This is a genomic window from Thermotoga sp. KOL6 (genome assembly GCF_002866025.1).
In the GTDB taxonomy this organism is placed as follows: Bacteria; Thermotogota; Thermotogae; order Thermotogales; family Thermotogaceae; genus Thermotoga.
In genome coordinates, this window is the sequence record NZ_LNDE01000001.1 from 539045 (window position 1) to 561948 (window position 22904).

At 41.8% G+C, this 22904-nt stretch carries 26 protein-coding genes and 1 riboswitch; of the genes, 4 read left to right on the plus strand and 22 right to left on the minus strand.

What is annotated here, in order from left to right; translation table 11 throughout:
* Positions 1-12 precede the first annotated feature (12 nt).
* Complete coding sequence (locus AS005_RS02855) at positions 13-705, plus strand: zinc metallopeptidase (protein ID WP_101510168.1); 693 nt, start codon at positions 13-15, stop codon at positions 703-705.
* Entirely contained in the window at positions 702-1997 is a 1296-nt protein-coding gene (locus tag AS005_RS02860; RefSeq protein WP_101510169.1) for a 16S rRNA (cytosine(967)-C(5))-methyltransferase, read from the plus strand. The genes AS005_RS02855 and AS005_RS02860 overlap by 4 nt, the downstream gene beginning before the upstream one ends.
* On the opposite strand, the gene AS005_RS02865 is transcribed toward AS005_RS02860, so the two are convergent.
* From AS005_RS02865 to AS005_RS02915, 11 genes are read right to left on the minus strand one after another with little or no spacing between them, the layout of a single operon-like run.
* Positions 1967-3244, minus strand: a complete 1278-nt coding sequence (locus AS005_RS02865; RefSeq protein ID WP_101510170.1) for a nucleotidyltransferase — start codon at positions 3242-3244, stop codon at positions 1967-1969. The genes AS005_RS02860 and AS005_RS02865 overlap by 31 nt on opposite strands.
* Positions 3245-3247: 3 nt before the next feature.
* Positions 3248-3634: a hypothetical protein gene (locus AS005_RS02870; RefSeq protein WP_199203817.1), complete on the minus strand. Its 387-nt coding sequence runs from the start codon at positions 3632-3634 to the stop codon at positions 3248-3250.
* Positions 3631-4041: a Fur family transcriptional regulator gene (locus AS005_RS02875; RefSeq protein WP_101510172.1), complete on the minus strand. Its 411-nt coding sequence runs from the start codon at positions 4039-4041 to the stop codon at positions 3631-3633. The genes AS005_RS02870 and AS005_RS02875 overlap by 4 nt, the downstream gene beginning before the upstream one ends.
* A 13-nt stretch (positions 4042-4054) precedes the next feature.
* Positions 4055-5131, minus strand: a complete 1077-nt coding sequence (locus AS005_RS02880; protein WP_101510173.1) for a M20 family metallopeptidase — start codon at positions 5129-5131, stop codon at positions 4055-4057.
* A 2-nt stretch (positions 5132-5133) separates the two neighbouring features.
* Positions 5134-6294 carry a diaminopimelate decarboxylase gene (gene lysA, locus AS005_RS02885; protein ID WP_101510174.1) on the minus strand — a complete coding sequence of 387 codons (1161 nt, stop codon included), beginning with the start codon at positions 6292-6294 and terminating at the stop codon, positions 5134-5136.
* Between the two features lie 9 nt (positions 6295-6303).
* A complete protein-coding gene (locus AS005_RS02890; protein ID WP_101510175.1) occupies positions 6304-7509 on the minus strand; it encodes an aspartate kinase in 1206 nt (401 codons plus the stop codon).
* Positions 7510-7528: 19 nt separating this feature from the next.
* Positions 7529-8230: a 2,3,4,5-tetrahydropyridine-2,6-dicarboxylate N-acetyltransferase gene (gene dapD, locus AS005_RS02895; protein ID WP_199203818.1), complete on the minus strand. Its 702-nt coding sequence runs from the start codon at positions 8228-8230 to the stop codon at positions 7529-7531.
* 1 nt (position 8231) lies between these two features.
* Complete coding sequence (dapB, locus tag AS005_RS02900; RefSeq protein ID WP_101510176.1) at positions 8232-8882, minus strand: 4-hydroxy-tetrahydrodipicolinate reductase; 651 nt, start codon at positions 8880-8882, stop codon at positions 8232-8234.
* Positions 8879-9763: a 4-hydroxy-tetrahydrodipicolinate synthase gene (dapA, locus tag AS005_RS02905; protein ID WP_101510177.1), complete on the minus strand. Its 885-nt coding sequence runs from the start codon at positions 9761-9763 to the stop codon at positions 8879-8881. Before dapA ends, dapB begins: the two co-directional genes overlap by 4 nt.
* Positions 9748-10461 carry a diaminopimelate epimerase gene (gene dapF, locus AS005_RS02910; RefSeq protein ID WP_101510178.1) on the minus strand — a complete coding sequence of 238 codons (714 nt, stop codon included), beginning with the start codon at positions 10459-10461 and terminating at the stop codon, positions 9748-9750. The genes dapA and dapF overlap by 16 nt, the downstream gene beginning before the upstream one ends.
* A gap of 4 nt (positions 10462-10465) precedes the next feature.
* Positions 10466-11443 carry an aspartate-semialdehyde dehydrogenase gene (locus tag AS005_RS02915; RefSeq protein ID WP_199203819.1) on the minus strand — a complete coding sequence of 326 codons (978 nt, stop codon included), beginning with the start codon at positions 11441-11443 and terminating at the stop codon, positions 10466-10468.
* A gap of 87 nt (positions 11444-11530) precedes the next feature.
* Positions 11531-11711, minus strand: a riboswitch (Lysine riboswitch).
* A 122-nt stretch (positions 11712-11833) separates the two neighbouring features.
* Here AS005_RS02915 and AS005_RS02925 point away from each other — a divergent pair.
* Together AS005_RS02925 and AS005_RS02930 are read left to right on the plus strand one after the other, a co-directional pair.
* Entirely contained in the window at positions 11834-12361 is a 528-nt protein-coding gene (locus AS005_RS02925; RefSeq protein ID WP_101510180.1) for a transcription repressor NadR, read from the plus strand.
* Between the two features lie 4 nt (positions 12362-12365).
* Entirely contained in the window at positions 12366-13634 is a 1269-nt protein-coding gene (locus tag AS005_RS02930; RefSeq protein ID WP_101510181.1) for an MFS transporter, read from the plus strand.
* On the opposite strand, the gene pyrH is transcribed toward AS005_RS02930, so the two are convergent.
* The 11 genes from pyrH to atpF form a co-directional block, all read right to left on the minus strand.
* Positions 13631-14326 carry a UMP kinase gene (gene pyrH, locus AS005_RS02935; protein ID WP_101510182.1) on the minus strand — a complete coding sequence of 232 codons (696 nt, stop codon included), beginning with the start codon at positions 14324-14326 and terminating at the stop codon, positions 13631-13633. The genes AS005_RS02930 and pyrH overlap by 4 nt on opposite strands.
* Before the next feature lie 34 nt (positions 14327-14360).
* Entirely contained in the window at positions 14361-14954 is a 594-nt protein-coding gene (gene tsf / locus AS005_RS02940; RefSeq protein ID WP_101510183.1) for a translation elongation factor Ts, read from the minus strand.
* Position 14955: 1 nt separating this feature from the next.
* Positions 14956-16320, minus strand: coding sequence for a ribonuclease E/G (locus AS005_RS02945; protein ID WP_101510184.1), 1365 nt, complete (start codon positions 16318-16320; stop codon positions 14956-14958).
* Between the two features lie 69 nt (positions 16321-16389).
* Positions 16390-16923 (minus strand): ribosome hibernation-promoting factor, HPF/YfiA family, encoded by a 534-nt coding sequence (gene hpf, locus AS005_RS02950; RefSeq protein ID WP_101510185.1) that lies wholly within the window; start codon positions 16921-16923, stop codon positions 16390-16392.
* A gap of 12 nt (positions 16924-16935) precedes the next feature.
* Positions 16936-17712, minus strand: a complete 777-nt coding sequence (locus AS005_RS02955; protein WP_233186236.1) for a DegV family protein — start codon at positions 17710-17712, stop codon at positions 16936-16938.
* Positions 17713-17759: 47 nt separating this feature from the next.
* Complete coding sequence (locus tag AS005_RS02960) at positions 17760-18083, minus strand: F0F1 ATP synthase subunit epsilon (RefSeq protein WP_101510187.1); 324 nt, start codon at positions 18081-18083, stop codon at positions 17760-17762.
* 4 nt (positions 18084-18087) lie between these two features.
* The gene (gene atpD / locus AS005_RS02965) at positions 18088-19494 is read right to left on the minus strand and encodes a F0F1 ATP synthase subunit beta (protein ID WP_101510188.1); all 1407 of its coding nucleotides are present in this window, start codon (positions 19492-19494) and stop codon (positions 18088-18090) included.
* Positions 19495-19505: 11 nt separating this feature from the next.
* Positions 19506-20330, minus strand: coding sequence for an ATP synthase F1 subunit gamma (gene atpG / locus AS005_RS02970; protein ID WP_101510189.1), 825 nt, complete (start codon positions 20328-20330; stop codon positions 19506-19508).
* Between the two features lie 21 nt (positions 20331-20351).
* Complete coding sequence (gene atpA, locus AS005_RS02975; RefSeq protein WP_101510190.1) at positions 20352-21863, minus strand: F0F1 ATP synthase subunit alpha; 1512 nt, start codon at positions 21861-21863, stop codon at positions 20352-20354.
* Positions 21860-22411 carry a F0F1 ATP synthase subunit delta gene (locus AS005_RS02980; protein WP_101510191.1) on the minus strand — a complete coding sequence of 184 codons (552 nt, stop codon included), beginning with the start codon at positions 22409-22411 and terminating at the stop codon, positions 21860-21862. Before AS005_RS02980 ends, atpA begins: the two co-directional genes overlap by 4 nt.
* Entirely contained in the window at positions 22408-22902 is a 495-nt protein-coding gene (atpF, locus tag AS005_RS02985) for a F0F1 ATP synthase subunit B (RefSeq protein ID WP_101510192.1), read from the minus strand. Before atpF ends, AS005_RS02980 begins: the two co-directional genes overlap by 4 nt.
* Between the last annotated feature and the right edge of the window lie 2 nt (positions 22903-22904).

The following is a 22904-nucleotide window of genomic DNA, read 5'->3' on the forward strand; positions in this document are numbered from 1 at the left end:
GGAGGTGAAACAGTGTTTTTCCTATTCGATCCGACCTTTATTATCCTCGTACCAGGACTTCTTTTGGCTCTTTGGGCACAGATGCGTGTCCAAGCTGCATACACAAAATATTCCAAAGTGAGATCTTCCCTGGGGCTCACAGGTTATGAGCTCGCAAGGAGATTGCTTGAAAATGCTGGCATTTACAATGTAAAAATAGAAATCGTATCAGGTTTTCTTACCGACCACTACGATCCTGTGAGAAAAGTACTCAGACTGTCTCCACAAAATTTCAAGGGTACTTCCGTCGCCTCTCTTGGAGTGGTGGCTCACGAGGTAGGACATGCCATCCAAGACGCAGAGAAATATCCTCTGCTTGCACTAAGAAACATGATGGTTCCTGCCGCCACAACAGGCTCTTACCTTGCTTGGATAATATTCGTTCTAGGGTTCCTTTTCTATACACCTTTCTTGATAAGATTGGGCATCATCTTGTTCTCATTGGTCGTGCTTTTCACCCTTGTTACACTCCCAGTAGAATTCAACGCCAGCAGACGAGCTGTGAAACTGTTGGAAACATCTATGTTGATGCCTGAATACGAACTGAAAGGCGTTAAAGAAGTTCTTGGGGCAGCAGCTCTCACTTATGTTGCATCGTCTTTAACAGCCTTTCTCCAGTTACTCAGAATGATAATTTTAGCAGGACTTTTCGGTGATAGAAGATGAAAACGAACGTAAGACTTCTCGCCTACCGACTTTTGAGAAAGTACGAAAAAGAAAAGTTCATCAACAGAGAGGACGTAGACAGCGTCCTCTCTGTTTTGAACGATAAAGACAGACGTTTCTTCAAGGAACTCGTTTGGGGAGTTGTGAGGAAAGAAGAGCTGCTGGACTGGTATATAAATCGGTTGCTCAAAAAAACTGACATTCCCCCTGCAGTGAGGGTAGCACTCAGAATGGGAGCCTATCAACTTCTTTTCATGGACAGCGTGCCAGATTACGCGGCTGTGAGTGAAACGGTGAAATTAGTAAAAAATACGAGTTTCAAAGGATTGGTTAATGCTGTTTTGAGAAAACTGAAAGTTCTGCCTGAACCTGAAGATATTCACCTCATATATTCCCATCCACGCTGGATTGTTGACTATTGGATGTCCTTTCTTCCGAAAGAGGCTGTATTGAGGATCATGAAGTGGAATCAAGAACCTCTCCCTGTTACTCTACGTGTGAATCCTCTCACCACTACTCGAGAAGAAGTTGTAAGGATACTTTCATCCGAAAGAAGCACTGCTACACACGGAAAACATGCACCCTTTTCTGTCGTTGTGAAGAAGGTAGGAACACCTTTAAACAATTCGATAGTCATAACGAAAGGACTTGCAAGCGTTCAAGGTGAATCTTCACAGCTCGTTCCTTTGCTCATGGATCTCAAACCGGGTTTGAAGGTTCTAGATGCTTGTGCAGCACCTGGCGGCAAGACCACGGCCATTGCAGAGCTGATGAGGGATGAGGGAGAAATTCTAGCAACTGATGTGACCACGGAGAGGTTACTACTTGTGGAAAAACACGCCAAACGTCTGAAACTTTCATCCATAAAAACGAAACTTGTCGATGCTGAGCGTGCCACAGAATACATCCAAACCAAATTCGACCGCGTTCTCCTAGACGCTCCCTGTTCCTCTTTGGGAACCGCCAGGAATCATCCAGAAGTACTTAGAAGGATGAAGAAAGAAGAGTTCAAAAGATTCGCCGAAAGACAATCCAGAATGATTTCTCAGGTATGGGAACTCTTAGTTGAAAGAGGAATCCTTTTGTACAGTACGTGTACTGTAACATGGGAGGAAAATACAGGAGTTGTAAAAGAATTCGTTGATCGAACAAAAAACGTGGAAATAATCGACGTTAGAGAGGAACTAAGAAGGTACGACGTGGAAGGAATTTGGGATGGATATGGATTTTTGATACTCCCCGACGAAACACTTACACCATTCTATATTTCAGCTCTTAGAAAAATAGGATGAATGGAAAAATCTCTTTCACTACTTCTATCCTTTTCTGAAGGAAAGAAGGAAGAGTAGAAATTCGTTGCTTTTACATCCAGTAAGAGTTGTTCTATGGAAAGGTTTTTATCTATAGGAAGCTCTGTTTTCTCAACAACTTTTCTATAGAGAGACATGTTTGTTATCACGGGAAGTTTAGACCTCTTCCTCATGACCGCCAGAATTTTTCTTCCCTTTTCTGTGAAACCAAGTATCCTGATGTACTGAGGTCCCTTCTTATTGCTCTTTTCAACAAACTCTTTCTTCATGTTAAAAACAGAAAAGAGCGCGAGTCTCCTTATTCGGGAAAAGGTAAATCTTTTCGCCTTAACACACTCGAGAAAATCCTTGTAGGAACCTACACACCTGGAACATACAAAGAATCTTTTCTCCAATCCTTCGGAAAATCCATGAATACTTTCAAAAAACTTCACGTCTTTCAATCTGAAGAAAGAAAGCATGAAATTTCCTACATTTTCAAGAAAGATAGGCCCTCTACCATTTACAATTTCCCTTCTGAGGATTTCATAGGACGTTTTAGGAAGAGAACTTTTCACCTCGGTCCACTTGTTTTCTCGGAGCAGATTCCTTATCGCTGTTGCACTCGAAAATTTGCCTTTGAAGGATGTATCTTTTTCTTCAGCTCCAACTCTTTTTATTGTGTGAAATTTGATTCGGGAACCTATTTGAAGGGCTGCACGCAAATATTCCACTCCCAAAATGTCGTTCGATTTTTCAAGCCTCAGAACATCTTTTTCGTTCCAGCCCTTCAAGGCAAAATATCTCATCAACGCAAATTTCCTGGCGTTCGGAAAAGAATATCCTTTTTTTAGCTCTTCATGGAGAAACCGTTGAAACTCCTCAGGCTGTTCAAAAAGCACATGAGATACTTTTTTAAGGAACTCTATATCATTGGATTCGCTACCAAAGACCACATCTGTTACAACACCAGTGGCATCTAACGTGCTCACCGCTCCCAACGCAAATCCCCCTGCATCTTGAACGGCGAAAACGGTGGGCAATTCCAGAACAACATCTACCCCCATCTTCAAAGCAATCTCAGTACGTGCAAATTTATCTATAACGGCAGGTTCTCCTCTTTGACAGAAATTTCCGCTCATTACTGCAACAACACAATCAGGATTCACCAACTTTTTAGCCGATTCCAAATGATAGAGATGGCCGTTATGAAACGGATTATACTCAACTACTATTCCCAAAACTCTCAGAATTCATCCCCTCCTAACTATCGTCAGAAAGAATGCAAGAGAAATCATTGTGAAGAAAAGTGACAGGAAGTAAAAAAGAGAAAACTTGGACAGGATATTCCACAGAGAATACAATCCGTAAACTTGACTTACAAAGGAGGGAAAAAGGACTAAAAATCCAACGACTACAAGCCATTTGCTTCCGGAAGAAACGTAATAATTCAGGAGCACGCCTGAACAGAAAAACGGTAGGAACCACATCAAAAGAACCAAAGGCAAAATCTCGGGGAAGGAAATGCTAAACAGTGATTGAAGATAAGGTGAAAAGAGATAAAAAACCATCAAACCCAACATTCCTGCAAACCCAATCAGGATGAGAAGAACGGACAAGAGCTGAGTTAAATATCTCAAGGTTTCACCTTCTTCAAGCAGTCTTCACACACTCCTTTTACGATCAACTCTACTTTCTCTCGCTTTCCATTGATTTCACCGAGTTCCAGTTTCTTTATCTCGACATCCTCTATTTTTCCACATTCTTTGCAAATAAAATGAGCATGAGGCTCCGGGTTGAAATCGAAAACTGTTTTCTGGCCATCACTGAAAGAATAAATCACGCCGAGTTCTTCCAAAAGATACAGAACACTATAAAGCGTAGCTATAGAAAGAGAGGGAATTTTCTTCGAGAGAACTGTGAAAAGATCCTTCACTTCAAAGTGCCCTTTTTTCATTTCAGATACAAATTTTATGACTTCCATTCTCTGAGTGGTGAGTTTTATCTTTTTTCTTTTCAAGCGCTCCACAATCTCTTCTAACGTCATATCTCTCATCTCCTCATATCAACACCGCAAGGGCGGTAAGAAATTCTGCGGCCTTTGGTATATACTCATCCTTTGGAAGAAAACGAGGATGATGAAGGCCGAATCTGTTTTTCCCCTCTCCCACCCCAAACCAAAAAGAAAGTGAAGGGAAGACGCGCGAGAAATATCCAAAATCTTCTCCTGTTCTCTTCATCTCACACTCAATAAATCTGAATCCTAATTTTCCACAAACAACTCTTAAAATCTCCAAAAGTTTTGAATCAACTCGAACTTCCGGATAAACACTGCCCTTTTTCAAAGAAAACGTAACTCCTGTTTTTCTTTTAAGAGAGATCAAAACCTTTTCCATCTCCGAGAGAATCGACTCCGTTATATTCAAAGACTCACTCCTTATAGTTCCTTCCAAAATCACTTCATCCGGAACAACGTTTCTGACACGCCCTCCTGAAATTCTGCCAACACCAACGAGAACATCCCACTTTTCGTTGTACAACCAATGCAGAAAAGATACTGCTGTTTTCAATGCATCTCGTCCTCTTTCGAAAAAAGCAATGTGAGCAGGTACTCCCTTAAAGTATACATCGAATTCTGTAGCTGAAGCAAACAAAACTCCTGAACGGGATGCCACTGTACCGAAATCGTATTCATCAGTTACATGAAATCCTATAGCCGCTTTTATATTGTACTCTTCTTTTAAAAAAGTAACTACCTCCTTTGCTCCTCCCCCAGTTTCTTCAGCGGGCTGAAAAACAAAAAGGAAGTTCTTCTTCGTATCTTTTAGACTTTTCATTGCACCATAGAGAGCACTCATATGAAAATCATGACCACAGGCATGCATGTTACTGTTTTGGGATGCATACTCCCAGTTTGTTTCTTCCTCTATGGGAAGAGCATCCATCTCTGCTCTCAAAACGACGTATGGTCCTTCTGTTTCCTTTTTTTCAACTACCAAACCGGTTTTTGCCACTTCCCGTATACTCGTATATCCTATTTCTTCTATCGCTTCCCGCAGTATTTTCTTCGTTTTGTACTCTTCAAACGATAGCTCCGGATTCATATGTAAAAGGTGTCTCAGTTCGATTTCGTTCATTTTCACATCACCACGTTCCTGAAAATGTCCAAGTCCGTTTCCCGCTTTCTTATAAGAGAGATAGTCCCGTCTTTCTTCACCAGAACTTCTGCGGGTCTAGTTGTTGAATTATAATTGTTCGCCATGGAATAACCGTATGCTCCTGTATTTTCTACAACTATCAAATCTCCTTTTTTAACGTCTGGAAGATAACGGTCGAGTGCGATGATATCACCACTTTCACACAAGGGCCCCACAACATCTGCTTTCAGTGAAAAGTTTCCTTTGTCCAATACAAAAACTCTGTGATGCGCTGAATATAAAGCAGGTCGTATGAGCACGTTCATACCACCGTTCACCACGACGAATACCTTGTCACCTCTTCTTTTAACGAGAATCACTTTCAACACGAGAAAACCAGCGGGTGCGATGACGAATCTTCCGATTTCAACAATTACTCTTTTGTATTCACGGAAAAGTGGGACAACACATTTTTTATACTCCTCAAGATCTAACTCTTTACCTTCATAATCGATTCCCCAACCGCCACCTATGTTTATCTCTTCGAAACCATATTTTTTTGACATCTCGACGACTCTTTCGTACGCTTCGAGAAAAGGTTCTACTTCTGTTATTTGGGAACCAATGTGAACATGAAGTCCCTTTATATTCATATCGCAAAACTCTCTCATAAAATCATCCAATGAATCCAAAGGTATTCCAAATTTGTGCTTTCTGAGACCTGTTGATATGTGGGGATGAGTTCGTGCATCTACTTCTGGGTTAACCCTAACGAAAAACTCAACTCCTTTCGGTCTGATCTCTTTCCAAATCTCCATCTCTTCAAAAGAATCTACATTGACAATCTTCACACCCTCTTCTAGAAGATAAAGCATGTCTTCTCTGCTCTTTCCATTTCCGTTCCAGACGATGGAAGTTGATGGCACACCCGCAAGTTTCGTTGCTATGAATTCTCCTCTTGTGACGATATCCATTCCAAAACCTTCCTCTTTCAGTATCTTTAGGAGTACAGGATTGTTGTTTGCCTTCACGGCGAATGTTGGAAAGAGATTCGTTCCTCGGAAAACTTCTTTTACTCTCGAAGCACGGTCACGTATAGTACTTTCAAAGTACACATAAAGAGGTGTGCCATACAAACTAGCAGCCTTTTTCAAAATCTCCATCATGCCACCTCACAGATTAAACTCTTTGATTACAGATTTTAAAGCTTCTTCCACTTTGCCCTCTGGTACGAGACAAGAGATTTTTATCTCGGAGGTGGTAACGAGCTCTGGTGCCACTCCTACTTTTTCCAAAGCCTCAAAAAATCTCGCTGCTACCCCTGGACTTGTCCTCATACCAACACCCACAATAGAGAGTTTGGCAAAACCACCCTCGTAGGAAGATTGCCATCCCTCTACACCTTTCAAAGCTTCTTTCAAAGCCTCGTCTAGTTCGTCTTTATGATCCTCCAATATTGTAAAAGATAGAAACACGTTTCCGTTGGAGGGCACCAACGATATCATGTCTACATTCAATGCTTTCTTTCCGACCTCTTCGAATATAGCAGTTACATACCTAACATCCTTTGGAAGGAAGGAAATGGAAACTTTTATTTGACCATGAGAAATCGCTGCGCCGGTGACAACCGGTTCTTCTAACCATTCGGGGAGCCTCTCTACCACCATAGTTCCCTCCTCTTCAATAAAAGAAGATGCACAATAAATAGGAATACCATACTTTTTCGCAATTTCGATGGATCTTGAATGAAGAACCTTCGCACCGAGAGCGGTGAGTTCCAACGCTTCATCGTAGGTTATATACTTAAGCTTTCTGGCTCTCGGATGAATTTTCGGGTCACATGTGTATATGCCGTCTACATCACTGTATATTTCACACGGTACTCGAAGTTTCGCAGCAAGAGCCACTGCGGAGGTGTCCGATCCCCCTCGACCAAGCGTGGTGAGATCCCCACTTTCGTTGATGCCTTGAAAACCTGTGACAACTAGAACATCGTAATTTTCGAAATTCTCTCGTATCACACTGTCATCTATGTCCATTATCCGGGCACTCGTATGATGAGAAGTGGTTTTTATCCTGATCTGAAATGCGTTAAAAGACTTCGCTTTAACACCAAGATCTTTCAAAGCCATTGAAAGAAGGGCAGCAGAAACCTGTTCTCCAGTTGCGAGAAGCATATCGAGTTCTCTTACATCGGGTTTTGGAGAAACCTCTTTTGCCAATTTTATGAGGTTATCAGTTGTTTTCCCCATTGCGGAAACTACAACCAACACTTTATAACCTTCATCAACTTTTTTTTTCACCCTTTTTGCGACATTCTTTATCCTTTCCGGAGTGGCAACAGAGCTACCTCCATATTTTTGAACTACGATCTTCATTTTCACAACCTCCACTCATTCATTCCAAATTTCTAAGTTCATCAACAATCTTCGTTTTCTCTTTCGTCTTCTCGTCTATTTGCTTGATCACACGAGCGGGAACTCCAGCAACTACAGTGTGGGGAGGCACGTCCTTTGTCACAACCGCACCGGCTGCAACAACCGCCCCTTTTCCGACAGTGATCCCCTCCAAAATCACCGCATTCGCACCTACAATCACCTCATCCTCTATGACGACAGGCTTCGCACTGGGAGGTTCTATAACGCCAGCAACAACTGCTCCCGCTCCAATGTGACATCTCTTCCCAATGATAGCTCTCCCACCGATAACCGCGTTCATATCGATCATGGTACCTTCTCCGATCACTGCTCCAACGTTTATAACAGCCCCCATCATGATCACCGCTCCTTCTCCTATTTCCACCATGTCTCTTATGATTGCACCTGGCTCTATTCTGGCTCTGTATCTCGTGAGATCCGCAAGTGGAAGGGCTGAGTTTCTCGCCTTCACTTCCAAATGGTAGTCTTCTATTCTGTCTCTGTGCGTTTCTAAAAGTTCTTTGAAATCTTCGTACTCTCCAAAAAGGATACCAAAGTTACTATTGCCAAAGAATTTGAATTTAGAAAAATCGATATCTGAGAGAGTCCCCTTTATGTAAGCAATTATGGGTGTCTTTTTCTTTGCTTTAGATATCATCTCTATGATTTCTTTGGCATCCAATTCACTCACCTCCAAACAATACTTCTTCGAAACTGTAAAGACCTGCCCTTCTGTTGACAACGAATTCTGCTGCTTTCAAAGCACCTATAGCGAAAACCGTCCGAGAAATCGCCCTGTGTTTTATTTCTATCGTCTCGCCGATGTTCCCGAAGACAACTACATGATCTCCAGGTACTCCCCCAATTCTCAAAGAATGAATTGTAATCTCTTTATCAAGAGCCTCCTTTAAAAGGATGGCTGTTCCGGAAGGAGCATCTTTTTTAAATCGATGATGCGTTTCCACTATTTCTACATCCCAGTCAGTCAGGATTTTCGAAATCTCCGCCAAAAATTTTTTTAAAACGTTTATACCTATCGAAAAATTGTAAGCCTGAACGACTGGTATTTCATTTGAAAGTTCTTTCAACAATTTGAAATGTTCATCCGTCAATCCCGTTGTTCCTAAAACGAGGCCTGATTTATATTTTCGACACAGATTCACAGTAGTAGTCAGAGCTTCGGGAGACGAGAAATCGACAATAACCTCTGGACTTCCTATTTCTTCTACTCCGTTCACGTCCACTTTCAAAACAAGTTCATGACCTTTTTCCGAAAAGACTTTCTGTATCTCTTGACCCATTCGACCTGAAAATCCAACAATTCCGTACTTCATAACAGACCACACTCCTTGAGAGTTCCCCTGAGCAATTCCATTGTCTTTTCACTTGCGGGGACGAGAGGTAATCTCAATTCATTTTCTATAAATCCCATGAGATAAAGTGCTGCCTTGACTGGTATAGGATTTGTTTCTACAAAAAGAGCCTTCATAAGAGGTCTAAATTTCCTGTGTATCTCTCTGGACTTCTCCAAATTCCCATTGAAAAATTCCGAGCAGAGGTTCACGATCTGCTTTGGAGCCACGTTAGATGCCACAGAAATAACACCATCTCCACCCGCGCACAAAAGATAGAAGGCCCTGTCGTCGTTACCGGACCAAACCATGAAGTCACTCCTGGCAGATTTCGCCAAGGATACTGTTCTGTCTATCTGATCTATATCTCCATTCGCTTCCTTTATTCCAACAACGTTCTTCAGCTCGGCTGCGATCCTTGCAGTGGTTTCCGGCAAAACATTCACCCCTGTTCTTCCAGGAACGTTGTACACGATGATCTTCAGATCCGTTCTTTCAGAGATGTATTTATAGTGCTGATATAGACCTTCTTGTGTCGGTTTGTTGTAGTAGGGTGTAACCACCAAAACACCGTTTGCTCCGAGATCTTCCGCTTGTTTAACAAGTTTTAGGGTTTTCTCTGTGGAATTCGTGCCCGCTCCAACTATCACAGGTATTCTCCCATTCACAAGTTCTAAAGTCTTCAAAATGAGTTTTTCTCTCTCTGTGTCACTCACCGTGGGTGCTTCTCCTGTCGTTCCCAAAACGATCAAGGCATTGATCCCACCTTCGAGTTGGTAATTGACAAGCTTTTCATAAGCTTCAAAGTCAATTTCTCCATTCTTGAACGGTGTGACTATGGCAGTTCCTACTCCTCTGAACATACTCTCACATCCCCCTTTAGAAAGATTTCCCCATTTTCTTCCTTCACATACAAAATGCCGCCTGGAACCTGCACTTTCATCATTTTCATACCTGTTTCATCTCTGTGGACTACAAAAACGGAGGTAATTCCAGTTCCACAGGCCTTCGTCTCTCGCTCAACACCACGTTCATAGGTTCGCACTTTTAAAAAGTCTGGAAACACTTGGTAGAAGTCTACGTTTGCTCCTGTTTTGGACCTGAGATACTTTCCCAATTTCTCTACATCGATTTCATCAACATTTTTCATTCTAATAACAAAGTGAGGTACACCAACTACTACGAGGTAACCACTGTAATCGTCAATGGCCAAACGCTTTTTTTCAGAAACCTTTGGCATTCTAACCCAGATACCATCCTCCACTAAAACCCTGATCTCACCTGCTCTTGAAAGAAAAGTGAACTTTTTGACGTTTATCAATCCCATATCCATGAGGTATTTCGAAAAAGCTCTCGCTCCGTTCCCACAAAAAGTAGCCATGCTTCCATCCCGATTGTAGTAGTCCATAAAGAACTTACTGTCTGCTTTTTCAACGAATATAACTCCATCCAATTCACCAACGTGCTTCTTTACAAAGTCTGGTTTTTCTTCTTCTGAAATGGTATTGTTCGTGTTGTCAACTATAAGAAAAGTGTTTCCATTTGCAGAATAACACCGCATTTTTTCACATCCTTCCGTTCATTTTTGCATGCTTCAAGAGAATTCTCACAGCGTTCGTTGCCGCTCCAACACGAATATTGTCAGCTACATTCCAGAAAAGTATGGTGTTTTCATCCCCTGCTCTCAATCTACAGACGTAAGTTTCATTTTTTCCAGTGACATCTACAGCAGTGATCAGTTCATCCGTCACAACAACATCTTCTCCGGAGGATATAACTTCTCTAACTCTCTCCAACGATTCAAAGGGTTTTCGAAATCGTACCATGATAGCCTCAGAATGTCCATAGAGAACGGGGACTCTCACCGTCGTTGGATAGACTTTTATTGAATAGTCATTCAATATTTTCCTCGTCTCGTTCACCATTTTCATTTCTTCTTGAGTGAAGAGATTATCTTGAATGTCCCCGATCAAGGGAATAACGTTTCTATGTATCGGTTTAGGGAAAACCTTCGAGATATTCTCCCCTCTCTCTTGCGCGAGAAGTTCTTCGATTCCTTTACGACCCGCACCGGAAACGGATTGATAGGTAGCCACAAAAATTTCTTTTATCCCGTAAACCTCATGTAATTTGTAAATGGAAAGTATCATTTGAATCGTAGAACAGTTTGGATTTGCTATTATCCCCGTGTACCCTTCAAGAAGATGGGAGTTCACTTCGGGCACAACGAGAGGAACATCCTTTTCCATTCTGAAGGCTGAGGAATTATCGATAACTGTTGCGCCGTTTTCTGAAGCGATCGGTGCAAACTTCCTAGACACACTGGCTCCCGCTGAGAATAAGAAATAATCACATTTCCATTTCATAGCGTCTTCCGTAAGCAGTTCTACCCTGATTTTTCTACCTTTAAATTCCAATTCTTTTCCTGCAGATCTTTCTGAGGCAAACAATCTTAATTCTGTAACAGGCACGTCGAATTCTTCGAGAACTTTCACCATTGTTCTACCAACTTCACCTGTGGCACCTACCACTCCTACCTTCACTCTCATCCCTCCTTACACCAATGAAAAAAGCGTCTCTTCACTCCCCGAAGAGACGCCCAATCAGGTCTGAAATCTTTTTTTGATTTCAGACCCGACCGGCTCTCCACGGAGAGGACTCTCCGTGACAGTGGTACGGGTATTCCCCGTACCCCCAGGCGTGTAGGGTGGGAGGAACCCTACACCCTTCGGCGCCCTCGCCTTTCAACTGCCCCCTATTCCTCCCCTGAAGGGACAGTCTACTCATCTCAGGCGCTCCTCCGTCGGGTCACTATATCATTTTAGCTCAATTGTATCAGCATTTCAAAAGGAAGACAATTAAAAAGAGGTTAACTTTGATGAAGTTGAATACTTGTCATTATTTTACAGCAGGTGTAAAATATATCTACGGTGATGATCATGAAAGATGTGAAGCAAAGGCGATTGAAAACCATTTTAGAAGTTCTTGAAAAAGCTCAAGAACCGATTAGTGGTTCTCAACTTTCAGAAAAACTCAAAGTTAGCAGACAAGTGATTGTCCAGGATATCGCTTATTTGAGGAGCCTCGGGTACAACATCATCTCTACCCCGAGGGGTTACGTACTCAGCGGAGGAAGGTCCAAAATTTCCAAGCTAATAGCTGTGAAACATTCACCAGAAAGCATAAAAGAAGAGTTACTTTGTATCGTGAGGAACGGTGGAAGGGTGGTAGACGTAATCGTCGAACATCCCGTATATGGCGAAATACGCGGAATAATAGACGTTTCATCCGAAGAAGAAGTTCTAAAATTCGTGAGTCTCATGGAAATGACAAAGACGGAACCCCTTTTAACACTCTCTGGTGGAGTACATCTTCACACTATAGAAGCTCCGGACGAAGAAACTATGGAGAAAATTTTAAAAGAGCTGAAAAAAAGAGGTTTTCTGGTAGGGGAGGAGTGAAAAAATGAGAATAGATGAAATCGTTGAAAAATACGTTGAAAGAAACACTCAGAGAAAGCTTCTGATATTCACTTCGATTGCTTGGATGTTTGATGCAGCCGGTGTTATGCTCCTTTCTTTCGTACTGCCCTACGTGATAAAAGAATGGAATCTCTCCCCCACCCAGGGAGCCACGATAGCAAGCGTTACTTTTATGGGAATGTTATTAGGTGCCCTTTCCGTTGGTTTCATAGCTGATTTCTTCGGAAGGAAGATATCAAATCTTATCTTTTTCATCGTTACCGTTACTTTCACCTTCTTGTCTGGATTCTCTCAATCACCTACCACACTAGCAATTTTGAGACTGTTGTCCGGATTTGGATACGGAGGTCTCATGCCATCTTTCAATGCTTACTTATCTGAATTCACGAGCACCGCTATCAGAGGAAGATATCTGGTTCTTTTAGAATCAAGTTGGGCGATTGGGAGCATTTTGATGGGTTTGTTCGCAGTAAACGTTCTTCCAAATTGGAGATGGATTTTTTGGATATTTGCTGTTGGTTATTTATTCATTCCCGTGTTTTTCAGAATGCCCGAAACACCCAAATATGCTTTTTTAAAAAGAGGAAAGGATGGATTAAGGAAGGTCTTGGGAGTTGACGTGAAAGAGGAAATAGAACTTCCAAAAAGAGAAAGAGTACCATTATTTTCTCTTCTGAAAAAGGAACATTTAAAAGATACGATAGTCATATGGATTACTTGGTTTACCGTTAGTTTTGTTTATTACGCGCTCTTCACATGGGCACCTCGGATATTTGCTTCTCAAGGAGTAAGTGTTGTCAAATCCTCTTGGTTCACCTTCTATATGATGGTGGCACAATTGCCTGGATATCTATCCGCGGCTTATTTTATTGAAAAATGGGGTAGAAAGCCTTCGCTTGCTGTGTATTTCATAGGAACGGGACTCGCTGCTCTGCTCTGGGCCAACGTGCAAAGCAATATTTCTTTACTCGTTTCGGCCATGATACTTTCCTTCTTCTGCCTTGGTGTATGGGGATTGGTCTACGCGTACACCCCTGAACTTTATCCAACGTCCCTCAGAGGAACAGGAAATGGAGCAGCAGGCGTCTGGGCGAGAATAGCAGGTATAATAGCACCCTATTACACTGGCTTTATGATGGAAAAAGGAAAAAGTATCGCAGAAACTCTTATATGGATTTCTGCGATGGCAATAGCTAGCGGAATAATTGTTCTGATTTTTGGAAGAGAGACGAAAGGCAAGTACGTAGATTAATCAGGTAAGATTGTGCTCCCCACTTTTTCCCCCTTTAAAGCCCTTAAAAGAGTGTTCGGTTCGAAGAAGTTGATAACTTTTACCACGATCTTCAACTTTCTACACAGAGCAAAAGCCTCTGCATCCATAACTTTAAGTCCCAGCCTCATTGCTTCTGTGAAAGTCAATCTGTCTATTTTTTTTGCATCGGGAAATCTCTTTGGATCTTTGTCGTAAACTCCATCCACTTTTGTTGCCTTCACTATAATCTCTGCACCCATTTCTTGAGCACGCAAGACCGCTGCGGTATCAGTTGTAAAAAACGGATTGCTCGTTCCACCCGCAAAAATAAGGATGAAATTATCTTGAAGGGCGGCTTCAATGGAATCGTAATTCACCTTTTCGATATCAGGGAGATTCACTATTTGTGAGAAGATTTTTGCTTTCAGTCCATTTTTTTCGAATCGATCTTTCAAGTATATAGCATTCATGATAGTTCCTAAAAGACCTATCTGGTCCGCTCTTTTCATGGAAAGATCCTTAAGCTCAATTCCTCTGAACAAGTTACCTGCACCTGTAACTATCCCAATTTTGTATCCTGCTTTAACTACTTTCTCTATCTCAGAAACCAAATATTTTATTTTTTCCTGATCGAATCCCTTGTTTCCCTCTCCCGAAAGTGCCTCCCCACTTATTTTCACCATCACTCTCATGATCTTACCTCCAAAAAAAGGGTGAGCATCTTGCTCACCCTTCTTCTCCGATTTCGTATCTTGTGAATCTTGAAACTCTTATATTCTCTCCTGTCTTCGCTATGAGTTCGTTTATTAGGTCTTTAACCTTCTTTGTCTCGTCGAATATGTAAGTCTGTTCGTACAAACACATTTGTTCGAAGAATTTCTCAAGCTTTCCTTCGACGATCTTCTCAACAACATGTTCTGGTTTGTCTTTTATTTGTGCCTTGTAAATCTCTTTTTCTTTCCTTATAACATCTTCTGGTACATCTTCTCTTCTAACATACTGTGGTTTCATCGCGGCTACCTGTTTGGCTAAGTTGTAAGCAAGTTCTTTGAACTCATCCGTTCTTGCTACGAAGTCCGTCTCACAGTTCATTTCAAGCAAAACACCGATTCTTCCGTTGAAATGAACGTACGCAACTATTATTCCTTCTCTTGTAGCCCTCCCTGCTTTCTTCTCGGCATAAGCAGCTCCCTTTTTTCTAAGGATTTCCACTGCTTTCTCGATATCTCCATCTGCCTCTTCGAGAGCCTTTTTGCAATCAAGTACACCGGCACCTGTCATTTCTCTGAGCTTCTTGATGAGATCCATGGATACTTCCATTTCACTTTCCTCCTTTCTTAGTCTTTACTATGAGTTCGTAAGAATTTGGATCACTCCAGCTGTAATCGAGTGTTACTTTTACCCTGTACTCTTTTTGCAGTCTTTTCACATCCTCTTTTTTAAAATAACCTGACATGTTAGGATGAACCTTTAAAATGATTTCTTCAGAACCTTTGAATTTTTTTAGATCTTCCCTTATTCTTTTCAGGATGATCCTTTGAGAGATCACTCTTCCTGTTCCAGAACATACAGGACATTTGGTAAAGAGGAGAGCATCCAAAGGTTTAACCGTTCTCTTCCTAGTTATTTCAAAAAGTCCCAAAGTTGTGAATCCAAAGATTTCGATTCTGCCACCGTCCTTTTTCGCAACCTCCCTGAAGTAATTAACTAATCTTTCGTAATTTCTAGGGTCTCGATGCTTGATGAAATCTATCACCACTATTCCTCCGATGTTTCTCAAAATCAACTGTCGAACAATTTCTTCAATTGCTTCCATGTTTGTCCTCAGCGCAAGTTCCTCTTGACTCTCCGCACTCGTGTAACTTTCGGAATTCACATCTATTACTGTGAGCGCTTCTGTTTTATCTATGATTATGTTCCCACCACTTTTCAGTGGGATAGTCCTTGAAAGAAGCCTTTTCAGTCGATCGTAAATGAAGTACTTTTCAAACAGATCTCCTTCTGTATAAATCAATTCTGGTTTTTTGGGAAGATTCTGAATATATTTTTCCAAGATTCCCAACAACGATCTGTCATTGTAAACCAGTTTGTCGATTTTTGAGTTGAGTTTTTCTCTTATGACCTGTTCTATTGGATTTTCTTCATACAAAACTTTGGGTTTTCTCGACCTCCTGAATTTTTGAAGAATGCGATGCCATTTTTCCAAAGTTTCTTGGAAGTTCTTTATTATCTCCTCTTCATCCACACTTTCTGCAGCCGTTCTCACAATAATTCCTACGTCGTACTTTTTCCTTAAATCAACAGCAAGCGATCTCAACCGGCGTCTCTCCATCTTGTCTTCTATCTTTCTGGAGACCCCTATTACTTTTTTGAAAGGAAAAATTACAACAAATCTATCAGCAACACCTATTTGACTTGTTACTTGAGGCCCTTTTTTACCGGAAGCATCCTTTTTCACCTGGACAAGAACTTTTGCCCCTTCTGTTATTTCTTGACCTCTTAAGATCGTTTTCTTGTACGACTCATTTACTTCGTTCAGTTTCAAAAATCCGTTCTTTCCCTTACCAATTTTCACGAAAGCTGCTTCAAGCCCAGGAACTATCCTCTCGACTCTTCCAAGATAAATTTTTCCTGTTATCGTCTCTATCTCATCAAAAAAAACTTCTTCAAGTTCCTCTTCGTTCAAAATAGCGTAGGAAAGGCTATCGGGCTGTACGTTTAATAGAAATTCCTTTATATCTTGAACACCTCCAAACTATTCGACCATTTCGATGAGATGAATGTCTCCATTTTCACCTTTGTAGAGCATGTTTATCTCTCCTGTGTTCACATTCCTAAAAACAAGGAATTTGTGGTTCAACTCTTCCAACTGCATGACGGCTTCGTCAAGATCCAAATTGAGGAGAGAAACTCTTCTTACAGAGGAAATCTTATCGGAGGGTGTAAACTCCCCCGGTTCTTCCGACTTTTTGGGCAACAAGGTTTTCCTATGATCATGATTCTTTATCCTCTCCTTGAGTCTTTTCACTTGTTTCTCGAGGGCATCACATGCATAATCGATCGCTGTATAAATGTCTGGATTCCTTTCCTCCACATTGATGATGTTGCCCTTCAAATTCATGTTGAATTTTACAACGTACTGATTTTTCCCGTCTCTCTCTATCCTAACATTGAAAGAGACAAGTTCATCGTCGTAAATAACCCTATCTACTTTATCGAGACGTTTCTCAAGGTAATTTTTGATGGCTTCCGATATCTCCACACCTTTCCCTGTTATTCTGTAATCCATGTGAACACCTCCCTATTCGAGTATGAGAATCCCTGCTCCGAACATTTTCGGCCCAGAATGCACAGCAAGAGTAGGGGGTAATCTGACCATGTCCACCCCTTTCACATCTTCATCTAACAGCTTCTCTTTCATATCCAAAATTATCTCTTTCATTTCTTCGCCAGCGTAGGCTAATCCTAATTTTTTTCTTCCTTTAACTTTCAAATCTCTCACAATCCTTTCAATCACACTCTTAAGACCCCGTTTTTTTGCAACGACTTTCAGTTCCCCATCTTCTATGCTCAATATAGGATAAATCTTCGCAAGATTACCAAGAATACCAACTACAGTCTTGACTCTTCCGCTTTTTATTAGATAGTTAAATTCGAGGACTGAGAATCGTATCTTTATTCTTCTGTTTATTTCATTTACCACTCTTTCTAAATCGTGCTCCCCTCTTTCTATAGCCTTCATCAACTCCAATAAAACGTATCCTGAACCGATCGATACTTGTCTAGTATCGATCACTTTGAAACTCACTTCTGGAAATTCTTTTTCTAAACGCTTTACCACACTCTTCATAACATTGTAGAAGGCACTCAGTTTGGATGAAAGATGGACACAGTAAATATGGGTGTAACCTTCAGAGATTATATCACGCAACACCCTCTCCATTTCAACCGGAGAGGGAACAGCCGTTCGAAACTCCTTTGCGTTTTTGAATAAGTTGTAAAAACTTTCTGAGTTAAGATCCACTCCATCTGTGTATTCTTTGTCATCCAAGTAAACCTTTATACCGATCGTTCGTATAGGGAAAGGAAGCTCCCAACCATCTCCTATAGTCACAGCACTGTCAATTACAAAGATTGGAAGAATTTTCTCACCCTTTCCACTCTCTCCCTTGCTTCCATGAATCTATCCGGTGAGATATCTTCTTCTTTTCCCGCTTCTTCAGTTATTATGATCACCTCTTTTCCATCACACCGAAGAAATCCCCCTGCAACTTTGAGGTGATATTCTTCTTCACCCGATTTAACCTTCACATCACACACAGAAAGCTGTGCGACTATGGGAGCCCTTTTTGGCAAGATACCCATGGCCCCCTCTATTGTTCGAAAGGACACAAAATCACTTTCCTTGTCGTACACAGTTCCATAAGGGGTTACTATCTTCACTTTCACGGTTTCAACTCCTCATCTCTTTGGCTCTTTCTTTGACCTCATCAATGTTCCCTGCCATGAGAAACGCCTGTTCAGGGACATCGTCAAGCTTTCCATCGAGTATCTCTTTGAATCCCCTTATAGTCTCCTGAATAGGTACGTATCTACCCGGTCTTCCTGTGAATCTCTCCGCAACATGGAAGGGTTGACTGAGAAATCTTTGGATTCTCCTAGCGCGATGAACGATGAGCTTATCCTCAGGAGACAATTCCTCAACTCCGAGTATCGCTATGATATCTTGAAGATCTTTGTACCTTTGGAGTACCTCCTGCACTCCACGCGCCACTTCATAATGTTCTCTCCCCACAACGGCGGGATCGAGTATTTTAGAAGAAGAATCGAGAGGATCGACAGCAGGATACAGACCAAGTTCTGCAATTCGTCTTGAGAGAACAACGGTGGCATCCAAGTGTGCAAAAGTAGTTGCCGGTGCAGGATCCGTTATGTCATCCGCAGGGACATATATCGCCTGAACAGACGTGATCGATCCCCTTCTCGTGGAAGTGATTCTCTCTTGAAGTTCTCCCATATCTGTTGCGAGGGTGGGCTGGTAACCAACAGCAGAAGGCATCCTTCCGAGCAGAGCGGAAACTTCACTTCCCGCTTGAACAAACCTGAAAATGTTGTCTATGAACAACAAAACATCTCTTCCTTCAATGTCTCTGAAATATTCAGCCACTGTGAGAGCTGTGAGGGCCACTCTAAACCTCGCTCCCGGCGGTTCGTTCATTTGACCGAAAACGAGAACGGTGTTTCCTAACACTCCACTTTCTTGCATTTCTAACCATAACTCGTTACCCTCTCTTGTTCTCTCTCCAACACCGGCGAAAACGGAGAACCCCTTATGTTCTATGGCAATATTCCTGATCAACTCCATAACGAGAACAGTTTTTCCAACACCGGCACCACCAAAAAACCCTATCTTACCACCTTTTGGGAATGGTGCTAGCAGATCGATTACCTTTATTCCTGTTTCCAAAATTTCTATTTCAGTCGATTGCTCCACAAGTTCCGGAGCCGGCCTATGAATTGGCCATCTCTCCTCAGCCTTTATCTCTCCCGCTTCATCCACAGGTTCTCCAATCACATTCAAAATTCTTCCAAGCACTTCTTTCCCTACGGGAACTGTTATCGCTTCACCTGTATCGACCACTTCCAACCCTTTTGTGAGACCATCCGTAGAATCCATTGCGACAGTCCTCACAACTCCATCTCCTATGAGTTGTTCCACTTCGAGAACAACCTTTTGACCCGTTTGAGGGTTCACAACTTCTAAAGCGTTGAATATATCAGGCAGATCTTCTTCCATGAATTTCACATCTACAACGGGACCCATAACACCCACTATGTAACCTTTCGAACCTTTAGCCATACAGTATCACCTCATTTTTCAATTTCCTTCAAAGCCTCTGCGCCTGTCACTATTTCCACAAGTTCCTGCGTGATGGAGGCTTGACGTGCCTTGTTGTAGGCCAGTGTCAATTCTCTGATTACTTCCTGGGCGTTGTCTGTTGCATTCTTCATCGCATTCTGCCTAGCGTAATATTCCCCGATCTTCGTTTGAAACATGAGGTCCATCAAGGTGGTTGATAAATAATAATGAAGTGCCACAGGAACGAGCCTTTCAGGTAAAGGTTCGTACTCGAAGTCTTCCTTCAACTTCTTTTCCTCGCGCTTAAGTGGCAAGAGATCGAAAGTTTCTGGTTTCTGAACGAGAATGTTTTTAAAACGACTGAACACCACCTTGACTTTTACAGGTTTGCCTTCCATGAAATCGAGTACATCCTCGACAATCGTTGAACCATTTCTGAAATCAGGTATCTCGTAAAACCTATCGTACATCTTCAGTATATTTCCAGATTTGAAATGATTTATGGCTTTGAGGCCTATAAGGATGAGATGAGGGTTTTTCGACTCAGATATTACTCGCTCAGCCTCTCTTATGATTTCACTGTTGAACGCTCCACAAAGTCCCATGTCACTGGTTATAACCACAATTATCTCTCTCTCTCCTTCTTCGAAGAAGACCGAATCCAAACTCTCCACTGGTACCGAAGCCCACAGTTTTTGGACTTCTTCATAGAAAGGTTTAAATTTTTGGTACTCTGCTTCTATCTTTCTCGACTTCGCGCGTGCCACCATTTCCATAGCACGTGTGATTTTCATTAAAGATTGAGTAGCATTTATTTTCCTCTTTATCTGCAACATTCGTCCTCTGCTCATCGTTCATCACACCCTGAAAGACGATTTGAACTCTTCAAGGGCTTTTTTGAGTTTTTCCTCCGTTTCTGGAGTGAGTTCTTTTCTCTCTTTAATGTCGTTGAGTACGTCTTGATATTTCTCGTGCATGAATCTCAAGAATTCCTTTTCAAATCTTCTGACCTCTTCTACCGGTAAATCGTCAAGATAACCTCTGACTCCAGCAAAAATAACCACAACTTGTTCCTCGACCGGCATGGGATTGTATTGTTCTTGTTTTAGAAGTTCCATGAGTCTCTGACCTCTTATAATTTGAGCGCGTGTTGTAGGATCTAGTTCAGTTGCAAATTGCGCAAAAGTTTCGAGTTCCCTGTATTGGGCCAGTTCTATCCTCAACATTCCAGCAACTTGTTTCATAGCCTTTATTTGAGCAGCACCACCAACCCTGGACACGGACAAACCTACGTTGATAGCAGGTCTCTGCCCAGCGTAGAACAAACCAGGTTCAAGATATATCTGTCCATCGGTAATAGATATCACGTTCGTAGGGATGTATGCAGAAATATCGTTTGCCTGTGTTTCAACAATAGGAAGCGCTGTCAAAGAACCCCCACCAAGTTTGTCGTTCAAACGAACGGCTCTCTCGAGAAGTCTAGAGTGCAGATAAAAGATATCTCCGGGATAAGCCTCCCTTCCTGGTGGTCTTCTCATGAGAAGAGAGAGTTGCCTGTAAGCAACCGCGTGCTTGGAAAGGTCATCGTATACCACGAGAGCATCTCTACCAGAATAGGCAAAGTATTCACCCATTGCACATCCTGCGTAAGGAGCTATGTACTGAAGGGAAGCAGGATCGGAGGCAGATGCCACTACTACCGTGGTGTATTCCATTGCCCCATATTGTTTGAGTTTATCGATGATTCTGGCTATAGCGGACCTTTTCTGACCAATCGCTACATATATACAGTACACTCCTTGTCCTTTCTGATTGATGATGGTATCTATAGCGATTGCCGTCTTCCCGGTTTGCCTGTCTCCTATGATCAACTCTCTTTGCCCTCTTCCAATAGGAATCATGGAATCTATAGCTTTTATACCTGTTTGAAGGGGTGTATCAACAGGTTTTCTGTAGATGACACCCGGTGCTTTAATTTCTATTGGCCTGAACTCCTTGGCATTTATGGGGCCCTTACCGTCGAGTGGTTCCCCCAAAGGATTGACAACTCTACCCAAAAGTTCTTCACCAACAGGTACCTCTATTATCCTTTTTAATCTTCTGACGGTATGACCTTCCTTTATATCCTTGTACTCACCAAGTATGATTATTCCCACGTTATCTTCTTCCAAATTGAAAGCCACACCTTTGACACCTGTTTCCACGAACTCTACAAGCTCACTCACCATCACCTTGTTCAATCCATATACCCGAGCGATACCATCTCCAACTTGTATAACTTTTCCAGTGTCTTCGAAATCTATTCTCTCTTCGAAACTCCTTATTTTTTCCTCGAGTACTTTCGTAATTTCTCCTGGATTTATTCTCAACTTATCTCACCCCTTCTGAGGGCTTCTCGAGAAATTTTTCTTAACCTTCCTCGCACAGTGGTATCCAACCTGAATCCTTCGAATTCTACGAGCGCCCCTGCTATCAAACTTTCATCCACAGAGATCCTGAACACGGGATCTCTGAGAGCGAATTTTCTAACAAGTTTTCTAAGAAGAGAGAGCTCCTTGTCATTTGGTTCGTGCGCCACTTGGAGATCCGCAGGTACTTTCTGCTCCGAGAGAATTTTCTCGTGCTCAAACAAATTTCGTATATTTCTAATGAGTTTCTGTCTCTTTTTCTCGAATAGAAGAATCAAGAATCTCTCTTGGAACTCATCCATTTTCCTTCCAAAATCCGCAAGTACGTTTCTTATCAAGGATACTTTCTTTTCTGGTTTTAAAATAGGATCGTCGAACAACTCATAGTTCGACTCGTAGATATTGCAGACAATTTCTAAAAAATCCAAATATTCATCTTCTTTCCCTTGTTCAATCGCCACGTTTAAAAGCGCTCTTGCATACCTCCCTGCCACTGCAGAAAGTCTCATGACTTCTCTATCTCCTCTTCGAGGATTTTGATTAGATACTCTCTTTTCAATCTCTCATCTTGGAACACCTTCTGCAAAAGCTTGGTAGCTAATACCACAGAGAGTTCCGCAGCACGCTTTTGAATCTCTTCCGTTGCCTTTTTGTACTCGATCTCTATCTGCGCTTTGGCGGAATCTACTATGTTCTGCGCTTCTTTTCTGGCTCTCTCTCTTGCTTCCTCCAAAATCGTCTCTGCCTCTTTCCGAGCACTTTCTACTATTTCATCTGCTCGTTGTCTAGACTCAGTCAAAAACTTTTCTGCTTCTTTCTTCATTCTCTCTGCTTCCTTTTTGAGTTCTTCAGCACTTTTCAAGTCGTTTTCTACTTTTCTTCTCCGTTTTTCTGCCATCTCGATGAACGGATTGTAAAGAAACTTGTTCAGAAAATATACCATCAGGATGAACAACATCAGCATAGCTGCTGAAGTCCAGTTTATCTCCAAAAAACCCAACG

What these genes read in the sequence shown, in the direction of transcription:
- AS005_RS02925 (WP_101510180.1), top strand. Translation starts at nt 11,834, where the DNA reads ATGATCATGAAAGATGTGAAGCAAAGGCGATTGAAAACCATTTTAGAA.
- atpD (WP_101510188.1), bottom strand. Translation starts at nt 19,494, where the DNA reads ATGGCTAAAGGTTCGAAAGGTTACATAGTGGGTGTTATGGGTCCCGTT.
- AS005_RS02930 (WP_101510181.1), top strand. Translation starts at nt 12,366, where the DNA reads ATGAGAATAGATGAAATCGTTGAAAAATACGTTGAAAGAAACACTCAG.
- dapA (WP_101510177.1), bottom strand. Translation starts at nt 9,763, where the DNA reads ATGTTCAGAGGAGTAGGAACTGCCATAGTCACACCGTTCAAGAATGGA.
- AS005_RS02875 (WP_101510172.1), bottom strand. Translation starts at nt 4,041, where the DNA reads ATGACGTTAGAAGAGATTGTGGAGCGCTTGAAAAGAAAAAAGATAAAA.
- hpf (WP_101510185.1), bottom strand. Translation starts at nt 16,923, where the DNA reads ATGGATTACAGAATAACAGGGAAAGGTGTGGAGATATCGGAAGCCATC.
- AS005_RS02890 (WP_101510175.1), bottom strand. Translation starts at nt 7,509, where the DNA reads ATGAAGATCGTAGTTCAAAAATATGGAGGTAGCTCTGTTGCCACTCCG.
- tsf (WP_101510183.1), bottom strand. Translation starts at nt 14,954, where the DNA reads ATGGAAGTATCCATGGATCTCATCAAGAAGCTCAGAGAAATGACAGGT.
- atpG (WP_101510189.1), bottom strand. Translation starts at nt 20,330, where the DNA reads ATGTTGCAGATAAAGAGGAAAATAAATGCTACTCAATCTTTAATGAAA.
- AS005_RS02860 (WP_101510169.1), top strand. Translation starts at nt 702, where the DNA reads ATGAAAACGAACGTAAGACTTCTCGCCTACCGACTTTTGAGAAAGTAC.
- AS005_RS02980 (WP_101510191.1), bottom strand. Translation starts at nt 22,411, where the DNA reads ATGAGACTTTCTGCAGTGGCAGGGAGGTATGCAAGAGCGCTTTTAAAC.
- dapF (WP_101510178.1), bottom strand. Translation starts at nt 10,461, where the DNA reads ATGCGGTGTTATTCTGCAAATGGAAACACTTTTCTTATAGTTGACAAC.
- lysA (WP_101510174.1), bottom strand. Translation starts at nt 6,294, where the DNA reads ATGGAGATTTTGAAAAAGGCTGCTAGTTTGTATGGCACACCTCTTTAT.
- AS005_RS02880 (WP_101510173.1), bottom strand. Translation starts at nt 5,131, where the DNA reads ATGAACGAAATCGAACTGAGACACCTTTTACATATGAATCCGGAGCTA.
- pyrH (WP_101510182.1), bottom strand. Translation starts at nt 14,326, where the DNA reads ATGAGAGTGATGGTGAAAATAAGTGGGGAGGCACTTTCGGGAGAGGGA.
- dapB (WP_101510176.1), bottom strand. Translation starts at nt 8,882, where the DNA reads ATGAAGTACGGAATTGTTGGATTTTCAGGTCGAATGGGTCAAGAGATA.